Source organism: Paraburkholderia sp. MM5384-R2, from assembly GCF_014201025.1.
In the GTDB taxonomy this organism is placed as follows: domain Bacteria; phylum Pseudomonadota; class Gammaproteobacteria; order Burkholderiales; family Burkholderiaceae; genus Paraburkholderia; species Paraburkholderia tuberum.
The window spans coordinates 129244-145373 of record NZ_JACHDI010000001.1; the positions used below are offsets into that span (position 1 = coordinate 129244).

14 protein-coding genes are annotated in these 16130 nt (G+C 59.6%); 7 read left to right on the forward strand and 7 right to left on the reverse strand.

Annotated elements, in window-relative coordinates; genetic code table 11:
* The first annotated feature begins 127 nt into the window (after positions 1–127).
* Complete coding sequence (locus HDG37_RS00610) at positions 128–1285, forward strand: iron-containing alcohol dehydrogenase (protein ID WP_184043497.1); 1158 nt, start codon at positions 128–130, stop codon at positions 1283–1285.
* Positions 1286–1440: 155 nt separating this feature from the next.
* Positions 1441–2952, forward strand: coding sequence for a CoA-acylating methylmalonate-semialdehyde dehydrogenase (locus HDG37_RS00615; RefSeq protein ID WP_184043499.1), 1512 nt, complete (start codon positions 1441–1443; stop codon positions 2950–2952).
* A gap of 113 nt (positions 2953–3065) precedes the next feature.
* Here HDG37_RS00615 and HDG37_RS00620 read toward each other — a convergent pair whose 3' ends face one another.
* The 7 genes from HDG37_RS00620 to gcvA form a co-directional block, all read right to left on the reverse strand.
* Positions 3066–4073: an MDR family oxidoreductase gene (locus HDG37_RS00620; RefSeq protein WP_090805033.1), complete on the reverse strand. Its 1008-nt coding sequence runs from the start codon at positions 4071–4073 to the stop codon at positions 3066–3068.
* A gap of 147 nt (positions 4074–4220) precedes the next feature.
* A complete protein-coding gene (locus HDG37_RS00625; protein WP_184043501.1) occupies positions 4221–5060 on the reverse strand; it encodes an ABC transporter permease in 840 nt (279 codons plus the stop codon).
* 4 nt (positions 5061–5064) lie between these two features.
* Positions 5065–6327, reverse strand: a complete 1263-nt coding sequence (locus HDG37_RS00630; RefSeq protein WP_184043502.1) for an ABC transporter permease — start codon at positions 6325–6327, stop codon at positions 5065–5067.
* 52 nt (positions 6328–6379) lie between these two features.
* Positions 6380–7417, reverse strand: a complete 1038-nt coding sequence (locus HDG37_RS00635; RefSeq protein ID WP_184043504.1) for an ABC transporter substrate-binding protein — start codon at positions 7415–7417, stop codon at positions 6380–6382.
* A gap of 39 nt (positions 7418–7456) precedes the next feature.
* A complete protein-coding gene (locus HDG37_RS00640; RefSeq protein ID WP_184043506.1) occupies positions 7457–8548 on the reverse strand; it encodes an ABC transporter ATP-binding protein in 1092 nt (363 codons plus the stop codon).
* A 352-nt stretch (positions 8549–8900) separates the two neighbouring features.
* A complete protein-coding gene (locus HDG37_RS00645) occupies positions 8901–11399 on the reverse strand; it encodes a CoA transferase (protein ID WP_184043508.1) in 2499 nt (832 codons plus the stop codon).
* A 287-nt stretch (positions 11400–11686) separates the two neighbouring features.
* On the reverse strand, positions 11687–12595 hold the full coding sequence (gcvA, locus tag HDG37_RS00650) for a transcriptional regulator GcvA (protein WP_184043510.1): 909 nt from the start codon (positions 12593–12595) through the stop codon (positions 11687–11689).
* Positions 12596–13079: 484 nt separating this feature from the next.
* Between gcvA and HDG37_RS00655 the strand changes: the two genes are divergently transcribed.
* Genes HDG37_RS00655 through HDG37_RS00675 form a run of 5 tightly spaced genes read left to right on the forward strand, consistent with a single transcriptional unit; the run spans position 13080 to position 16113 of the window.
* Positions 13080–13811, forward strand: coding sequence for a succinate dehydrogenase/fumarate reductase iron-sulfur subunit (locus HDG37_RS00655; RefSeq protein ID WP_184043512.1), 732 nt, complete (start codon positions 13080–13082; stop codon positions 13809–13811).
* On the forward strand, positions 13808–14140 hold the full coding sequence (locus HDG37_RS00660) for a succinate dehydrogenase (RefSeq protein WP_184043514.1): 333 nt from the start codon (positions 13808–13810) through the stop codon (positions 14138–14140). Before HDG37_RS00655 ends, HDG37_RS00660 begins: the two co-directional genes overlap by 4 nt.
* Entirely contained in the window at positions 14137–14556 is a 420-nt protein-coding gene (gene sdhC, locus HDG37_RS00665; protein ID WP_184043516.1) for a succinate dehydrogenase, cytochrome b556 subunit, read from the forward strand. Before HDG37_RS00660 ends, sdhC begins: the two co-directional genes overlap by 4 nt.
* 29 nt (positions 14557–14585) lie before the next feature.
* Entirely contained in the window at positions 14586–15455 is an 870-nt protein-coding gene (locus tag HDG37_RS00670; RefSeq protein WP_184043518.1) for a fumarate hydratase, read from the forward strand.
* A gap of 46 nt (positions 15456–15501) precedes the next feature.
* The gene (locus HDG37_RS00675; RefSeq protein WP_184043520.1) at positions 15502–16113 is read left to right on the forward strand and encodes a FumA C-terminus/TtdB family hydratase beta subunit; all 612 of its coding nucleotides are present in this window, start codon (positions 15502–15504) and stop codon (positions 16111–16113) included.
* Positions 16114–16130 lie beyond the last annotated feature (17 nt).

A 16130-nucleotide genomic window follows, 5' to 3' on the forward strand; every position in this document is an offset into this window, starting at 1 on the left:
TAGCAAAGATATCGATGTCTGGTTATCTAAATTATCAGAAAGACAAGGCATCGTGATGAAGACTTCAATTAATGATTAGATCCCGGATTGCTTTTTATATTTAACCGACATTAATACTGGATTCGATATGTCTAACCATGTGATTTTGCCGCGCATCCTCCAGGTCGGCGCAAACGCCAGCGAGACAGTTCCCACGGTTCTGGCGACTCTCGGTTGCAGTCGACCTCTGATCATCACCGACAAGATGATGGTGCAGCTGGGCTATGCCGGGCGCATTCAGGAAAATCTCGCCGCCAATGGCATGACAGCCGAAATTTTCGCTGATACGGTCCCCGAGCCCACGGTTGACTCGATTCGAGCTGGCGTGGAGAAGGCTCGCGCAGGAGACTACGACAGTATCATTGCACTGGGCGGCGGCAGTCCGATCGACAGCGCCAAGGCGATTGGCATTCTTGCCAAGCATGGTGGAGAAATGCGCGACTATAAGTTTCCGCGCGTTGTTACCGAGGTTGGGTTGCCCATTATCGCGGTGCCCACCACTGCGGGAACCGGCTCGGAAGTGACCCGTTTCACGATCATCACTGACCAGCAGAACGACGAAAAAATGCTCTGTGTGGGCATCGGCTTCATGCCCGTGGCAGCCTTGGTCGACTATAACCTGACCCTCAGCCTGCCGCCGCGCGTCACCGCCGATACGGGTATTGATGCGCTGACCCACGCGATCGAAGCCTACGTCAGCCAGAAAGCCAACCTGTACAGCGACAGTCAGGCCCTGGCGGCCATGCGCCTGATTGGCCCCAATCTGCGTAAAGCCTATCGATCCGGCCAGGATACAGCCGCCCGCGAAGCCCTGATGCTTGGTTCGACGCTCGCCGGTGTGGCGTTTTCCGCTGCGTCCGTGGCGCTGGTACACGGCATGAGTCGACCGATCGGCGCCTTTTTCCACGTTCCCCATGGGCTGTCCAACGCCATGCTGCTGCCCAGTGTGACCGCGTTCTCGATCCCGGCGGCGGAAGAACGCTACGCTGATTGCGCTCGTGCCATGGGCGTGGCCGACAGGCAGGACAGTACGCAGGCCGCCAACGCCAGGTTGCTCGCTGAATTGCGGTCGATCAACGATGACCTTCAGGTGCCGACGCCCGAACAATTTGGTATCGACCGCGAGCGCTTCTTCAGCTTAATGCCGACCATGGCACGGCAGGCTCTGGCCTCCGGCTCGCCTGGCAATAACCCACGCGTGCCCTCGGTCGAGGAAATGGTCGAGCTCTACCGCGGTCTCTGGTAAGCAAATTCCCCCCTCAAAAAAACCGCATCTGAGCTATCGAAGTGAAGGTCATTCAGATGCGACAACAACTCTTGGCATCGGGAGGCAAAACCCTATTCCCATCGCCCATTTTTGCGGCCCTTAGAGCCTGTTCCGATCCCAGCAAGGAGTATGAAATGCAGCCCTTCAACGACGACGCAGACGTGGTTCACTTCATCAACGGTCGCCGCGTGCCTGGCTCAGGCACTCGAAAGCAGCCGATATTCAACCCCGCGACCGGTTCTCCGGCACGCACGCTGCACCTTGGCGACGCGTCCGACGTAAGCGCCGCCGTAGCGTCGGGGAAACAGGCGTTCCAGGGATGGAGTAATACGCCACCCATCCGTCGCGCGCGCGTCATGCGCCGCTTTCTCGAACTGATGAACCAGCACAAGGACGAACTGGCAGCGATCATGACCGCCGAGCACGGAAAAGTGTTCAGCGATGCGCAAGGCGAAGTGGCACGGGGCATCGATGTGATCGAGTTTGCCTGCGGCATTCCGCAATTGCTGAAGGGCGACCATACGGAACAGGTGTCGACCGACATCGACAACTGGACGACCCGGCAACCACTCGGCGTTGTCGCGGGAATCACGCCTTTCAACTTTCCGTGCATGGTTCCTTGCTGGATGTTTCCGATCGCGATTGCCGCAGGCAATGCGTTCATTCTGAAGCCCAGCGAGCGTGATCCCTCAGCGTCGCTCTACATGGCCCGCTTGCTGCAGGAAGCCGGGTTGCCTGACGGAGTGTTCAACGTCGTGCAAGGGGACAAGATAGTCGTGGATGCTCTGCTCGAGCATCCTGACGTAAAAGCGATCAGTTTCGTCGGTTCGACGCCGATTGCCAACTACATCTACGAGACGGGGGCAAAGTACGGAAAACGGATCCAGGCGCTTGGCGGAGCGAAGAATCACATGGTTGTGATGCCCGACGCTGACATTGATCAAGCCGTCGACGCTTTGGTCGGCGCAGGCTACGGCTCCGCGGGTGAACGGTGCATGGCGATCTCGGTCGCAGTCCTCGTAGGCGACGTTGCGGACAAACTGATTCCGCGGCTCGCTGATCGAGCACGCTCCGTAATAGTAAAGAACGGCACGGAGCCCGACGCCGAGATGGGGCCGATCGTCACACGTCAGGCGCTGGAACGCATTGAAAACTACATTGCGATTGGCGTCGAAGAAGGCGCGTCGCTGGTTGTCGATGGACGTGGCCTCAAAGTTCCGGGGCACGAGGAAGGCTTTTTTACCGGTGCCACGTTGTTCGACCACGTCACGCCCGAGATGCGAATCTATCAAGAGGAAATCTTCGGACCGGTGCTGTCCTGCGTCCGTGCGAAGGACTTTACAGAGGCCGTCGACCTGGTCAACGCGCACGAATTCGGCAATGGCGTCGCCTGTTACACTCGCGATGGACACATCGCGCGCGAGTTTGGCCGGAGAATTGAGGTTGGAATGGTTGGCATCAACGTACCGATTCCGGTGCCGATGGCGTGGCACGGATTTGGCGGCTGGAAGCGTAGCTTGTTCGGTGACACGCACGCGTATGGCGAAGAAGGCGTCCGGTTCTATACGCGTCAGAAGTCAATCATGCAACGCTGGCCGGAGAGTATCGAGCAAGGTGCCGAATTCGCGATGCCGACGGCGAGGTAGTCTTTCCACTGCATAACCCGCTACAGCTCCCGTGCTGCCACATCCCGGCACGGGAGAGCACACCACCGATCCTGAAGTCGCAGACCTTCAAATCCGAACGGAAGCGCCCGACATCATGCGCTGCGGCAAATGTCGACAACCGTGCGACCGCTCAGCTTTCCATCCATCATTTGCACGGCTGCCTCCGGCACGTCGTGCAACGCTATTCGGTGCGTGAGTTCGGCGAGCTTTGCTCGATCCAGATCCGCAGCGAGCCGATTCCACGCTATCTGACGATGAGCGATCGGACACATAACCGAGTCGATGCCCAACAGTTTTATACCGCGCAGAATGAAAGGCGCAACGTTCGCCGGGAACTCCATGCCTTGCGCGAGACCGCATGCCGTTACGGCGCCGCCATATTTCGTCTGTGCGCATGCGTTGGCAAGCGTATGCGAGCCGACAGAATCCACCACCGCCGCCCAGCGCTCTTTCTGCAACGGCTTGCCGGCTGCCGACAGCGAGTCCCGATCGACCACATCGGCGGCGCCGATACGCTTCAGAAAATGCGCCTGCTCCGGCTTGCCCGTCGATGCCACGACCGTAAATCCCCAACTGCTCAATAGCGAGATTGCCACGCTGCCCACACCGCCGCTCGCGCCGGTCACGAGGACTTCACCGTCGGCCGGCTTGACACCGGCCTGTTCCAGCGCAAGGCAGGATAGCATCGCCGTGTAACCGGCCGTCCCGATTGCCATGCTTTCGGCCGTTGATAGTCCCTGCGGTACCGCAATCAGCCAGTCGGCCTTCAGGCGGGCTTTCTCTGCGAGGCACCCCCAGTGTGTTTCGCCGAGGCCCCATCCGTTGACGAGGACAATATCGCCCGCTTTCCAGCGAGAATCTGTCGATGTCACCACCTCGCCGGCGCCATCGATACCCGCGACCATTGGCCAGGCGCGTACGACCGGACCGCGGTTCGTGACCGCTAGCGCGTCCTTGTAGTTAAGCGTCGAGTGCGCGATACGAATGAGCACTTCGCCGGCTGCGAGGGGATGCTCGTCGAGGGTTCGGTCATCGAGTCTGGTAACCCCGGCCGAAAAACCGTTGTCATTCTGCTGCAGATAAAGGGCTGAAAAAGCCATGCTTGTCCTCTCTGACGGTAAACGCAGGCGGTCAGGCGAGGCGAAATGGTACATCCGGACAACATAAACCATGCAAGGATGTACCACTTCGCCCCATGCCTGACGGCTTCCACGGGCATAAGGCGACAGGTGCCGCGGCAAGCAATGTCACGTCGCTATCTGCCGCGCCGCGCTTCTGGACCTCAGCCACTCCATCGTCACCAGAAGCAGGCTCGAAAATACAATCAGAATTGTCGCAAGGGCAGCAATCGTCGGCGTAATGTTTTCCCGGAGGCCGATGAACATCTGCAACGGCAATGTACCTTGTGTCGGACCCGCGATGAACATCGTGATGACGACATCATCGAGCGACGTGGCGAATGCAAACAGGGCTCCAGAAATAACGCCCGGCGCAATGATCGGCAGGGTGACGGAGAAGAACGTCCTGACGGGCGACGCACCGAGGCTCAGGCTCGCGCGCACGTAATTCTGGTTGAACCCGGCAAGGGTGGCGTTGACAGTGACCACCACGAATGGAGCAGCGATAGCGGTATGACCCAAAATCAGACCGAGGTACGACCCGGCTAAGCCCCACTTCGCAAAGAACAGATACATCCCGACGGCAGTGACGATCACCGGCACGATCATCGGCGAGATCAAAATGCCGATCAGCGCGCCCTTGCCTTTGAACGTCGCCTTGTTGAGGCCCAACGCGGCCAACGTCCCGAGGACAGTGGCCAGGATCGTGGCAAGCGGGGTTACGATGAAGCTGTTTTTTCCGGCACGAAGCCAGTCAATGGACGTAAACAGATTGTGGTACCACTTGAACGAGAACTTGTGTATCGGATAGACCAGGAATGTATTGTCCGTGAAAGAAAGCGGGATGATCACCAGTATCGGCAAGACCAGAAAAAGCAGGATCATGACATTGGTCGATCGCAAAAAGTAGTGCCACGCGATCTCGGGAGCCGATGTATAAGGTGCAAAACGCAATACGGTCGTTTTCATGGTCCTAACCTACCTTCAGTTCGTTGCCAACGATCTTTCGATAAACACCGAAGAGTATCAACGTCACGAGAAGCAGAACCGCTCCCAGTGCGCACGCCATGCCCCAGTTCAAGGCCACATTCGTGAAATAGGCGATGTAGTAGCTCACCATCTGGTCGCCGGCTCCGCCCAGCAATGCCGGAGTAATGTAGTAGCCCAAAGCCGTGATGAATACCAGCAGTCCGCCGGCGCCGACTCCTGGCAGCGTTTGCGGAAAGTAGACCTTCCAGAACGCGCCGAACGGGTGACTACCCAGCGAGATCGCTGCCTTCGTATAGCTGGCTGGCACTGATTTCATGACGCTGTACAGCGGCAGAATCATGAACGGCAGGAGGATATGAGTCATCGAGATCAGCACCCCCGTCCGGTTGAACAGCAGTGTCAATGGAGACGATATCAGGTCCAGCGACAGCAACGCCTTGTTGACGAGGCCCGATCCTTGAAGGATGACGATCCAGGCGGAGATCCGCACGAGGATCGAAGTCCAGAAGGGAAGGAGCACCAGGATCATCAGCAGATTTGCTTTACCCGCCGGCAGACTGGAGATCCAGTATGCCAAGGGGTAGCCGAGGAGCAGCGCGGCGAGCGTTACCAGGCCGCTAATCACGAACGTTCGCATGAATACCTCCCGATATGCCGAGGCGCCTGGATCAACCGGAACGATGTCACCAGCAGAATTGCGACGGTAGTCCATCGTCGCGAGGAGATACTGGCTTGTGTATCGGGATGAATCTTTAGCGATTACCTGCCAGTAACCGGGATCTTCCCAACGCCTGTCGATTTCGATCAGCTTTTGTCGCACCTCGTGCGCAGGCAGCGCTGAATCATCGTCGCCGAACGGAAGTGCGCTGGAAGTCTTGTAAAACAGCGAACGGAAACCCTCCTTCTGCCCGTTCAGTCGACCGGCAGCGGTACCCGAACTGTTGTTCCCGCCGTTGCGCTCGATATCCAGCATCAGCCCGCGAAAAGCGTCATCCGGAACTGCCGATTTCCGATCCCAGTTTCGCAGCGCCGCCGTCGTGTCTGGCAACGCGTCAACGACTTCCGGACTCTGAATCGACCGCGAAATCATGGATGCAACGGGCATCACGAATACCAGAAAAATGAAAATAGCAAGAGGAGCGACCAGCGCCAGCGCCGCCATCTGTTTACGTAAATTCACGTTCCTAAGCGATCGCTTGAGCTCACGCAAATGCCAATCCTGCTGCTGAGTAGTTACCGCGCTCATGTCTCTCTCCTTCGCGTACCCTTGCGTTCGAGCGATGGGTACGCGATTCGCGTTATTGCGCTGCCCACGCGGTGAAACGCTGTTCTAGCGCATCACCATGGTCGGTCCAGAACCCTACGTCGTTGGGGATAGCATCTTTGCCATTCTTCGGCGAGTTAGGCAGGTTTGCAAGAGTGGTTGCATCAAGCAACTTTAAGGCGCCCTTGTTGGTTGGCCCGTACGGAATGTGCTGCGCGAACGCAGCTTGGGACTGCGGTTCGAGCACGTAGGCAAGGTACTTCTCGGCTGCGTCCTTATTTTTCGAGCCCTTCGGAATTACGAAATAGTCCAGCTCATAGATGCTTTGGTACCACGAAATACCCAGGTTCTTGTTCCCCGCCCGCATTGCGGCATCGATGCGGCCGTTATACGCGGTGGACATCGAAACATCACCGGCGACCAGGAACTGGGGCGGCTGCGCGCCAGCCTCCCACCACTGAATGTATGGCTTGAGCTCGGCCATCTTCTTGAACGCCCGATTGACGCCAGCCTCCGTGCCGAGCACGGTGTACACGTCTTTCGCCGGAACGCCATCTGCCATCAGTGCGAATTCGAGGTTATAACGCGCCTCCTTTTTCATGCCACGCTTGCCAGGAAATTTCTTGACGTCCCAAAAATCCTTCCAGCCCTGTGGCGTGCCCTTCGTCAGCGTCGGGTTGTATGCCAGCACGGTCGACCACACGAATGTGCCAGCAGCGCAGGGAGTCACCGATCCAGGCACCAGATCACCCTTTTTCGCGATCTTCGACCAGTCGAGCTTCTCGAAGAGTCCGTCCTGACAGCCGCGTCCGATGTCTGCCGACTCGACTTCAACGACATCCCACGTGACATCTTTGGCGTCGACCATCGCTTTGACTTTGGCCATTTCGCCCGTGTACTCAATCGCATTCGTCGGAATACCGCTCGCTTTCGAGAACGGTTCAACCCAGGCAGCCTTCTCGGCGTTCCCCACGGCGCCGCCGTAATTGACCGTCGTAAGGCCGTCGGCCAATGCGAAAGCGGAACAACACATCATGGCAGCCACGCCGATCGTATTTCTAAAGAACCTCATTTCGTTCTCCTTGGCACAAGGTGATTTCGCTACGCGTGGTCAATTGAAAACTCTTAGATGATCTTCATGAAACGACAACGCGATTCGATTTCCCGGTTGGACATGGTCCGCCCCGTCCTGCCCGAGCGGAACCTTCACGAAACACTCTGTTTCTCCGGGGCAGCGGCAGCGTAGCCGGACGTGATCGCCGAAGTAGATCATCCCAAGCGTTTCGCTGTTGATGACATTGCGCTGCTGTTCGGATTGCCGTCCAATCGAGAGCCGCTCGGGACGGATCACCCCTGTGGCGTGGCTGCCGACATTGAGCCCGGCAACATTCAGCGCACGTACGGTCGTACCGTCTGCAATGCGCAACTCGCAATAATTACCATCCCGGCTTACGACGGTGCCTTCCACCCGGTTACTGTCACCAATGAAGTTGGCTACAAACAGATTCCTCGGCGATTCGTAGAGCGAGTCGACCTGGTCGAGCTGTTGGATCACTCCCTGATCAAAGACCGCTACTCGATCAGACATCGTGAGCGCCTCACCTTGATCGTGTGTGACGTACACAAAGGTCAGGCCAAGAGATTCGTGCAATGCCTTGAGCTCTATCTGCATGTGCTCGCGCAGCTGTTTGTCCAGCGCGCCAAGCGGTTCGTCCATCAGCACAAGCTTTGGGTTGAACACCAATGCACGCGCAAGCGCCACTCGCTGTTGCTGACCGCCTGAGAGCTGACCTGGCATTCGCTTACCCAGCTTTTCCATGTGGACCATCTCGAGCGCCCGCTTGACGCGCGCGGCCCGCTCGTCTGGCGGCATCTTGCGAACCTTGAGGGGATACTCGAGGTTCTGTCCGACGGTCAGGTGTGGGAAGAGTGCATAGTTCTGAAATACCATTCCAATGTCGCGTTTATGCGGCGGAATACGATTAAGTAACTGACCATCCAGCCAGATTTCTCCATCGGTTGGGTATTCAAACCCGGCGAGCATCATGAGACAGGTGGTCTTTCCCGAGCCGGACGGACCAAGCAAAGTGAGAAACTCCCCCTTCTGGATGTCGAGATTCAGGTCTTTGACGACGAGTGTTTCTCCGTCGTATGTCTTCCGAACATTGCGGAAGCTCACAAATGTGTTGCCCTGGTCTTGCATGATCGTTACCCTCAATGTCTTTCGGTGCGGAAGGCACCTGGCAGCGCAGGCGGTAGCGCTGTGTCTGCAGATCGGCTGCGGCAACAGGGAGGCGCGCAGGGTACTTCCTTCCCCGTGCCTCGCCATGGGCGTTTTCGCGCCATGTGCTGCGTAGCTCGATTGAGGTTCTCGATAACGATTTCTGCGCCTCGCCGGGTGTTTTCGGTACCCGGGAGCTTGCGGTGTCGTACGTGCATCTTCGTCTCCAATCTTATAAATATTCGAACACCCCTTCGCTACAGCCTTTTTTCTTCCAGGGTGCTTGCTGCTATCGGTCGCGATTTGTTCCGGCTTGCCCGCAACGGTGACGTGTTCAGCTGGGCAAGTACTCCTCGCTCCAGCTCTCGCCGACCGCCCCTCGCGCAATCAACGTCGCAATCTGGGTATCGCTGTAGCCCATCTTGCGCAGAACCCCTCGGGTCGAGGCACCAAACTTTTCTGCTGGCGCCAGTGCGCGGATCGGAGCAACGTGAGGGCGAATCGCAAAAGGATCGAGTTGGATGACGCGTCGTCCACTCGGATGCTCGGCATACACACTGAATGAATAGCTGGCGTTATCGATACCCGGACGATTGTCTGCAGGGCGGCTGTAGCGTTGGCGCAAGTTGTCGATATTGTCCGGAATGGCTGCCGCCACATTGGCCGCTTGCAACCGCGTCTGCCAGGTTTCGGCGGAGGCCGTGGCGAACGCGGAGCTGAGAAACGCTGCGGGATCTGCCGCGTCACGGATGCCCGTCAGCCCCTCTACGGCGTTTAGCTTGTCCAGTTCGTTTTCGCTGGCGTCCACATACAACCAGTCATCCGCGGCCCGAAAGAAGCGTGACAGGTTGCCAAAGCCCTGGGCGCTACGGCCGGAAGGCTCATCGAACGGGGCCCGCCGTGGGTAGTCGTAGCAGAAGGGAATCTGCACCAGGTTGCCGAGCGATGCCAGGGAGGTCCGGGCACGGCTGATCTGGCCGGTTCTGGCTTTGCGATATAACGCGGCGGCAATGCCGAGCGCTGCAGCGAACCCGCAATTCACGTCAATGGTTCCGACGTGAGCGTGTTCCTCTGGCGTAGCCATGCCGCCGCCGAAGCGCAGCATGATGCCGGTGCTGGCCTGGATCAAGTCGTCGTAACCGAGATAATCGGTCCGCGGGCCGCGACGCGGTCCCCCAAAGCAATCCAGTTGACAGAAGATCACGCCAGGGTTGACGGCCTGGAGACTGGCTTCGTCAAGACCCAAAGGTGCCAGTTGACGATCCGGTGCATTCATCACGATCACATCGACCGAACGAACCAATTGGTTAAACACCTCGCGTCCGTCAGGGTGGTTCAGGTCGACCAGGACGCTTTGCTTGCCGCGGCCCGAAGACATGCCAAAGACCACCGTGTTCCAGGGATCATAGTTGGGCGTTACGGGGTCGAGCTTGATAACCTCGGCGCCGAACCGGCCGAGGTAGGAGGTCGAATGCGGACCCGCGATGACATTGGTCAGATCGAGGACACGCACACCGTCAAGCCAGCCGCCAACATGCTGTTCAGATGGGGGCGGCAGTGCCGTGGGCGCGCACTTATCCAGGATGGCCAGGGCTTCTTTGACACTCACCGTGCGGCGCGAGTCGGGCGAGAGCATCAAGTCGGCACTGTCTTCCAGCCAGGCGATCGCGCCGGGCTGTTTCATGTTGCCGTACTGGTGGTCGTCGACATCGACCACCAGACCCGCGGCGTTGGCGTGCTCGTCATGCAACCATTCTTGAGTCGATCGGTGGGGCGCACCGGGAAACCGGCCTTCGCCGAAAATTTTTTCCCACTCGGTCGCTGTCTTGGTCAGGAACACCTCCTTCATGCGTGCCGAAATGCGCCGGGCCCAATGGTCAGTCAACGGGTAGACACCGAGTGAGGCGTCCCCCTCCCACTGAGAGATAGGAAGGTATGGGTCGCTCACTGTCGGCAGCCCGGCAGATAGCATTTCCTCGTACAACCCCATCGCCTGAAGGCAACGCCTGGCGTGCGAGCGGTGTGACGGGCATACCGCATAGAACTTGCGACCGTCCGCGCACTCGTATGTGCGGTAAAAGGGGTCGAGATATTCTTGCAGTTCTTCGTAGCCGAGGTTCATCGGAAGATTTTCCGACCGCCGCCGCTCAATTTCCTTTTCACGCAAGGTCTTGTAGCGTTCGGGATAACCGTCGATCTTGATCGAGTTGTAAGACAGCCCCTCCATCACCGCCGCGGCCAGAGGCACCTCGATTTGATCACCCACTCCCGTGCGCTCCCGCGCTTGCAGAGCGAGTGCCACCGCGGAGACAGCCAGCATGGTGCCGTAGGACGAGGCTAATGGCAGCGGCGAAAAGCTCGGGTTTATCCCCATCAGTACGCGGTTCTGACCCATATCGGTGAATACCCCGGAGGCCGACGCAATAATCGGCTCGAGGGCGCGCCAGTGACGACGCAACTGGTCGTTGCTGGCGAAGCCAGGGATGGACAGCGTAATGAGCTCGGGCCTTTGACGACGCAGCTCGGCGAAGTCCAGGCCCAACCGGGTGATGACGCCCGGCCGGAAGTTCTCGATCACGATATCGGCACGCGCGATGAATGCCATGGCCGCCTCGAGCCCCTGCGCGGACTTCAGGTCAAGCTGCAAGCAATACTTGTTGCGGTTCAGTACGGCATTGGCCGGGCTGTCCCAAAGCGGCCCAGCAGGGGGGGCGATGTGAATGACGGTGGCGCCGAGATCCGCCAGGATCATCGCCACGGCCGGGCCGGCGATGTACTGGCCAAAGTCGATGACTTTCACGCCGCTAAAAGGCAGTTGATCATGCTTTCCCATGGCTCACCGACTCATCTCCAGGACCTGCAGATCTTCCGAAACGCAGGTCATCATTGTGGTGGGTCGCCGCCAGCACCAATCAACCGCATTTCGAATGCGAGGCGAGGGGCCTTGGCGACGAACTGGGGATCACTGTCGGATACAACGGGGAGCCGGTAAAGCAATAAAAAAAACGAGGATGGGGCTATTTTATTTATGGCTGAGGCCGGCGGAGTGAACGCGCAGGAAAATGACCAGTCGATCACTGGCAGCCCGGCGAAATGGACGTGCGATGTCAACCTGCCTGATCAGTTCCGCGCACGCCCCTCCTGAGCCTTCGCACTCAACCAAGCCACGAACGCCGCGGCATCAGGGTTGACGATGCTGTGAGGAGAATAGACCAGGTGGAAAGCTTCACTGGTCGTAAGCCGGGATTTGAAAGGCGCTATCAGTTGCCCGGTGTCCAGCATCGACTGGACCAGCGACGAGCGCGCCAAGGCCACCCCTTGACCAAGTTCGGCCATTCTCAAAGCAGAGATCAAGGTATCGAACTGCATTCCCTTCGAAGAGTCGACCTGTCCCGCGCCTGCTTTCTTCAACCAGTATCCCCAGCCCTCCTCGTAGCCCAGGACGTGGAGTAGTTCGTGGTAACGGAGATCCTTCGGCGTAGCCAGTGGCGCCTGTTCGGAGGGCAAGAATGGGGCGCAGACCGGCAGCAACGTATCCCAGGTCAGCCGCTCGGCCTTGAGTCCCGTCCATTCTCCATGTCCATAGCGGATTTCCATATCGGCTTCGACGTCGGTCACGCTCGAATCGCCCCCCCATATGTTGCTGGTGATACGCAGATTGACCTCGGGGTGGCGTTCACGAAAGTCGGGTAAGCGCATTGCCAGCCAATGGGTAAAAAACACCAGGCTGACCCGAACGGTAAGGACTCTGCCGTGACCTTGCCCGAAGATCTCTTCAGTTGCGGCCGCCAGTCGCTCTACGGCCTCGTGGACAACCGGCATATAGGCTAGCCCGGCCTCCGTGAGCTCGAGTCCTCTTGGCAAGCGCTTAAAGAGGACTGCCCCCAACTGCGACTCGAGTCCCTTCACCTGTTGGCTTACCGCCGCCTGGGTCAGGCTCAACTCGGTCGCCGCATGGGTGAAACTGAGATGCCGGGCAGAGGATTCAAATGCGCGCAACCAGTTAAGCGGAGGTAATCGTTTTCTCATTCTGCAGACCGTTTGACTAAAGCTGTCCGACTTCGTGGATTAGTTGCGTGTTGCGGCAACTCAGGATCCGCCAGACCCGCGGACGCGGCGGCGTTCCCAAGCGTCGACGAGTGCGTACGCACTCCAATTGGGCAATCGAACATATGTTAGCGCGGAATTTCGAACACTCTGAAATGACAAGCCTGGTGGGGCGGTTTCAAGAACGCTGCTTTCGAGAAAGCGATGCGCAGGCGAACGATTGCGCCTACGCTTTCGACGAAATCGGCTCCATATGACGACCGCGTAAGGGGTGGATTGAGGCCTGATCCAGTGTGTTAGCGCAAAACCTGGCTAGGATCGTGGGTACAGGACAGGCGGTAATGGCGGCCCTCGCACGCCCGCGAGCATAAAAAAACCTTGAGCTTGCAACAAGAATCTTTGGCTTTGACGGGCGGCGCGCGCCCCTTAGACTGGCTTCGCAATCATTCGAACCTCAACGGTCACGATGCGAACCACTCCCCCGCAACTCAAGGTCGACGTCTGGCGCGGTAACGACGAAGGCAGCTTTCAGCGCTTCGACGTGCCGCGCATGGAAAGTCAGACCGTGCTCGACGTCGTGATCCACATCCAGCGCCATCTGGATGCGACGCTGTCCTATCGCTTTGCGTGCCGGGTCGGCATGTGCGGTTCATGCGCAATGACCGTCAACGGCCGCGCGCGATGGACCTGCCGCACGCACGTCACCAAAGTCATGAAGCACGCCGGTGACGTGCTCGAAATCGCGCCTCTCAATCACCTGCCCGTCATCAAGGATCTGGCGACGGATATGACCGCCTTCTTCGACAAATGGCGCGACGCGAAGGGCTATTTCAAGGGCGAGCACACGCGTAACGAACCTGCCGCTTGCGTCGATCCCGCTTCCGCCGAACGCAAGGCGGCCGACGCGGGGATTGAATGCATTGGCTGCGGCGTCTGTTATGCGAGCTGCGACGTCGTCGCATGGAACCCCGACTATCTTGGACCCGCCGCGCTCAATCGTGCGTGGACGCTCGTCAACGACGTACGCGACATCCAGCAGCAAACCCGCGTCGCAGCCGTCTCCAACGACGCAGGCTGTCATTCGTGCCATACGCTCGGCTCGTGCACCGAACGGTGTCCCAAGTCGCTGCAGCCGACGGCCAGCATTGCTGGCCTGAAGCGGCTTCGCGGCCATGCGCCGAAAGGAGACCCGCGATGATGAGCGGCTGGCGGTTGCAGCGCCTGTCGGCGATGGTGCTGACCTTATGCGTGGCCGTCCATCTTGCCACCATGATTGTCGTCGTGCATGGCGGGCTGAGCGCGGCGAACGTGATCGCGCGTCTGCACGGCAATACGGCGTGGGCGGTGTTCTATTCAGTGTTCGTGCTTGCGTCGTCCGCGCATGTGCCTGTCGGCTTGAGAAGGATCGCCGAGGAGTGGCTCGGCTGGCGCGGGCGCAGCGTCGGGGTGGCGAGCGTGATCGTCGGCATTGCGCTGGCGATTGCCGGTCTGCGCGCGGTCTTCGCGCTGGTAGGAGGGCCGCAATGAGCGACATGGCACGCGCAGCGAAACCAGCAACAGATACGAACCACGCCCGACACCGCACCCCTGGCCGGCGCGCCGACTCGCGCGCGCGCAACCATCCCGCGTGGTGGGCCTTTCTTGTGCACCGTCTGTCCGGACTCGCGCTCGCCTTCTTTTTGCCGCTGCACTTCTGGGCGCTCGGCACCGCTTTGCACGGCGCAGCATCGTTCGAGTCGTTTCTCGCCGTGACGAGGCAACCCGCCTTCGTATTCGCCGAGTGGGGCCTCGTCACGTTGCTGGCCGCGCATCTGTTCGGCGGCGTGCGCATTCTGCTCATCGAATACCGGCCATGGAGCGGTTTGCGCAAGAACCTGATCGCGGCGACAGCGGGCGGCGCATTGGTCATCGGGCTGGCGTTTGCGCTGTCGCTCACGTTGTGAACGCACGGTCCCCCGAGGGAGATTCATCAATGGACATGCAGCAGATCGAAGAGGTCGCGAAGCAGTTGTACATACGCGCGCTGAAGCATTTGCCGCCCGACATCAAGGACGGTATCGCGCGCCTCGAACGCGCTGAAACCGACGACACCGCGCGCCGCGTGCTGGGCACAATGCGCACCAATATCGCGATTGCCGAAGATCAGGACAACCTGCTGTGCCAGGACACCGGGCTGCCGATCTACAACGTGACGATCGGCACGGGCCTCGCGCTCGACGGCGTCGCGTTGAAAGCAGCGATCCGGCGCGGCTGCGAACGGGCCACGCGCGAGCATCCATTGCGCTCGTCGGTCGTGCATCCGTTGACGCGGAACAACGAACATTCGTCTTGCGGCGTGCTGATGCCCGCGATCCATATCGACTTCGACTCGACAGCCGACACGCTCGTGATCGAAATGATTCCGAAGGGCAGCGGTTCGGAAAACAACTCGTTTCTGAAAATGGCGATTCCGGCGGAAGGTGTCGACGCGATCAAACGCTTCGTGATCGACTGCGTGGTCGATGCGGGCGGCAAGACGTGTCCGCCGACGATCGTAGGCGTGGGCATCGGCGGTACCTCGGATCTGTGCATGTGGCTCGCCAAGCGTGCCGCGACGCGCGCGCTCGGTACGCATTGCGACGATCCGGCGGCGGCCGCGCTGGAGGAGGAACTGTCGGCCGCGGTGAACCGCCTGGGCGTCGGCCCGCAGGGGCTCGGCGGCGACGCGACATCGTTCGCGGTCCACCTCGAACTGGCGGCGACGCATATCACGATGAATCCGGTTGCCGTGAACATGCAGTGTCATTCGGCCCGCCGCGCGCGCGCCATGCTGACGCCGGCGGGCGTCGAGTACGGCTACTGACGCGCGGGCTGTCCGCATCGGCACGCACACCGTCAAGGAACGATCGATGACTCATCACACGCTGTCCATGCCCGCTAGCGAAGCGCAGATTCGCGCGTTGCGCACGGGCGATACCGTTACGTTGACAGGCACGCTGTTCGGCATCCGCGACGCCACGCAGATCCACATGTTCGACCGTGGCCGCACGACTCGCTTCGATCTGCGCGGCCATGCGGTGATTCACACCGCGCCGAACGTGCGCAAGGTGCCACGCTCGGACGCGCATCCGGCGGGCTACGAGCCCGTCTGCGTCGGCACGACGACGTCCGCACGCATGGAGCGCTTCACCGCGGCGCTGATGGCGCAGTACGGCGTGCGCATCGTGATCGGCAAGGGCGGGCTCGGGCAGGCGTCGAGCGATGCGTTCGCAAAATACGGCGGCGTGTATCTCGCGATCGTAGGCGGCACGGCGGCGCTGGAGACGACATGGATCGAACAGATCGAAGACGTTGATCTCGACGACCTGAACCCCGAATCGCTATGGCGCTTCAGGATCGGCGAATTCGGCCCGCTGCTCGTCGCGATGGATAGTCACGGCGGCAGCGTCTACACGAAGGTCCAGCAGAGCACGCGTGAGCGGCGCGAAGCGGTGCTCGCGTCGCTGGGCATCAGAAGCTGAACGAACGCAGCGTCGTT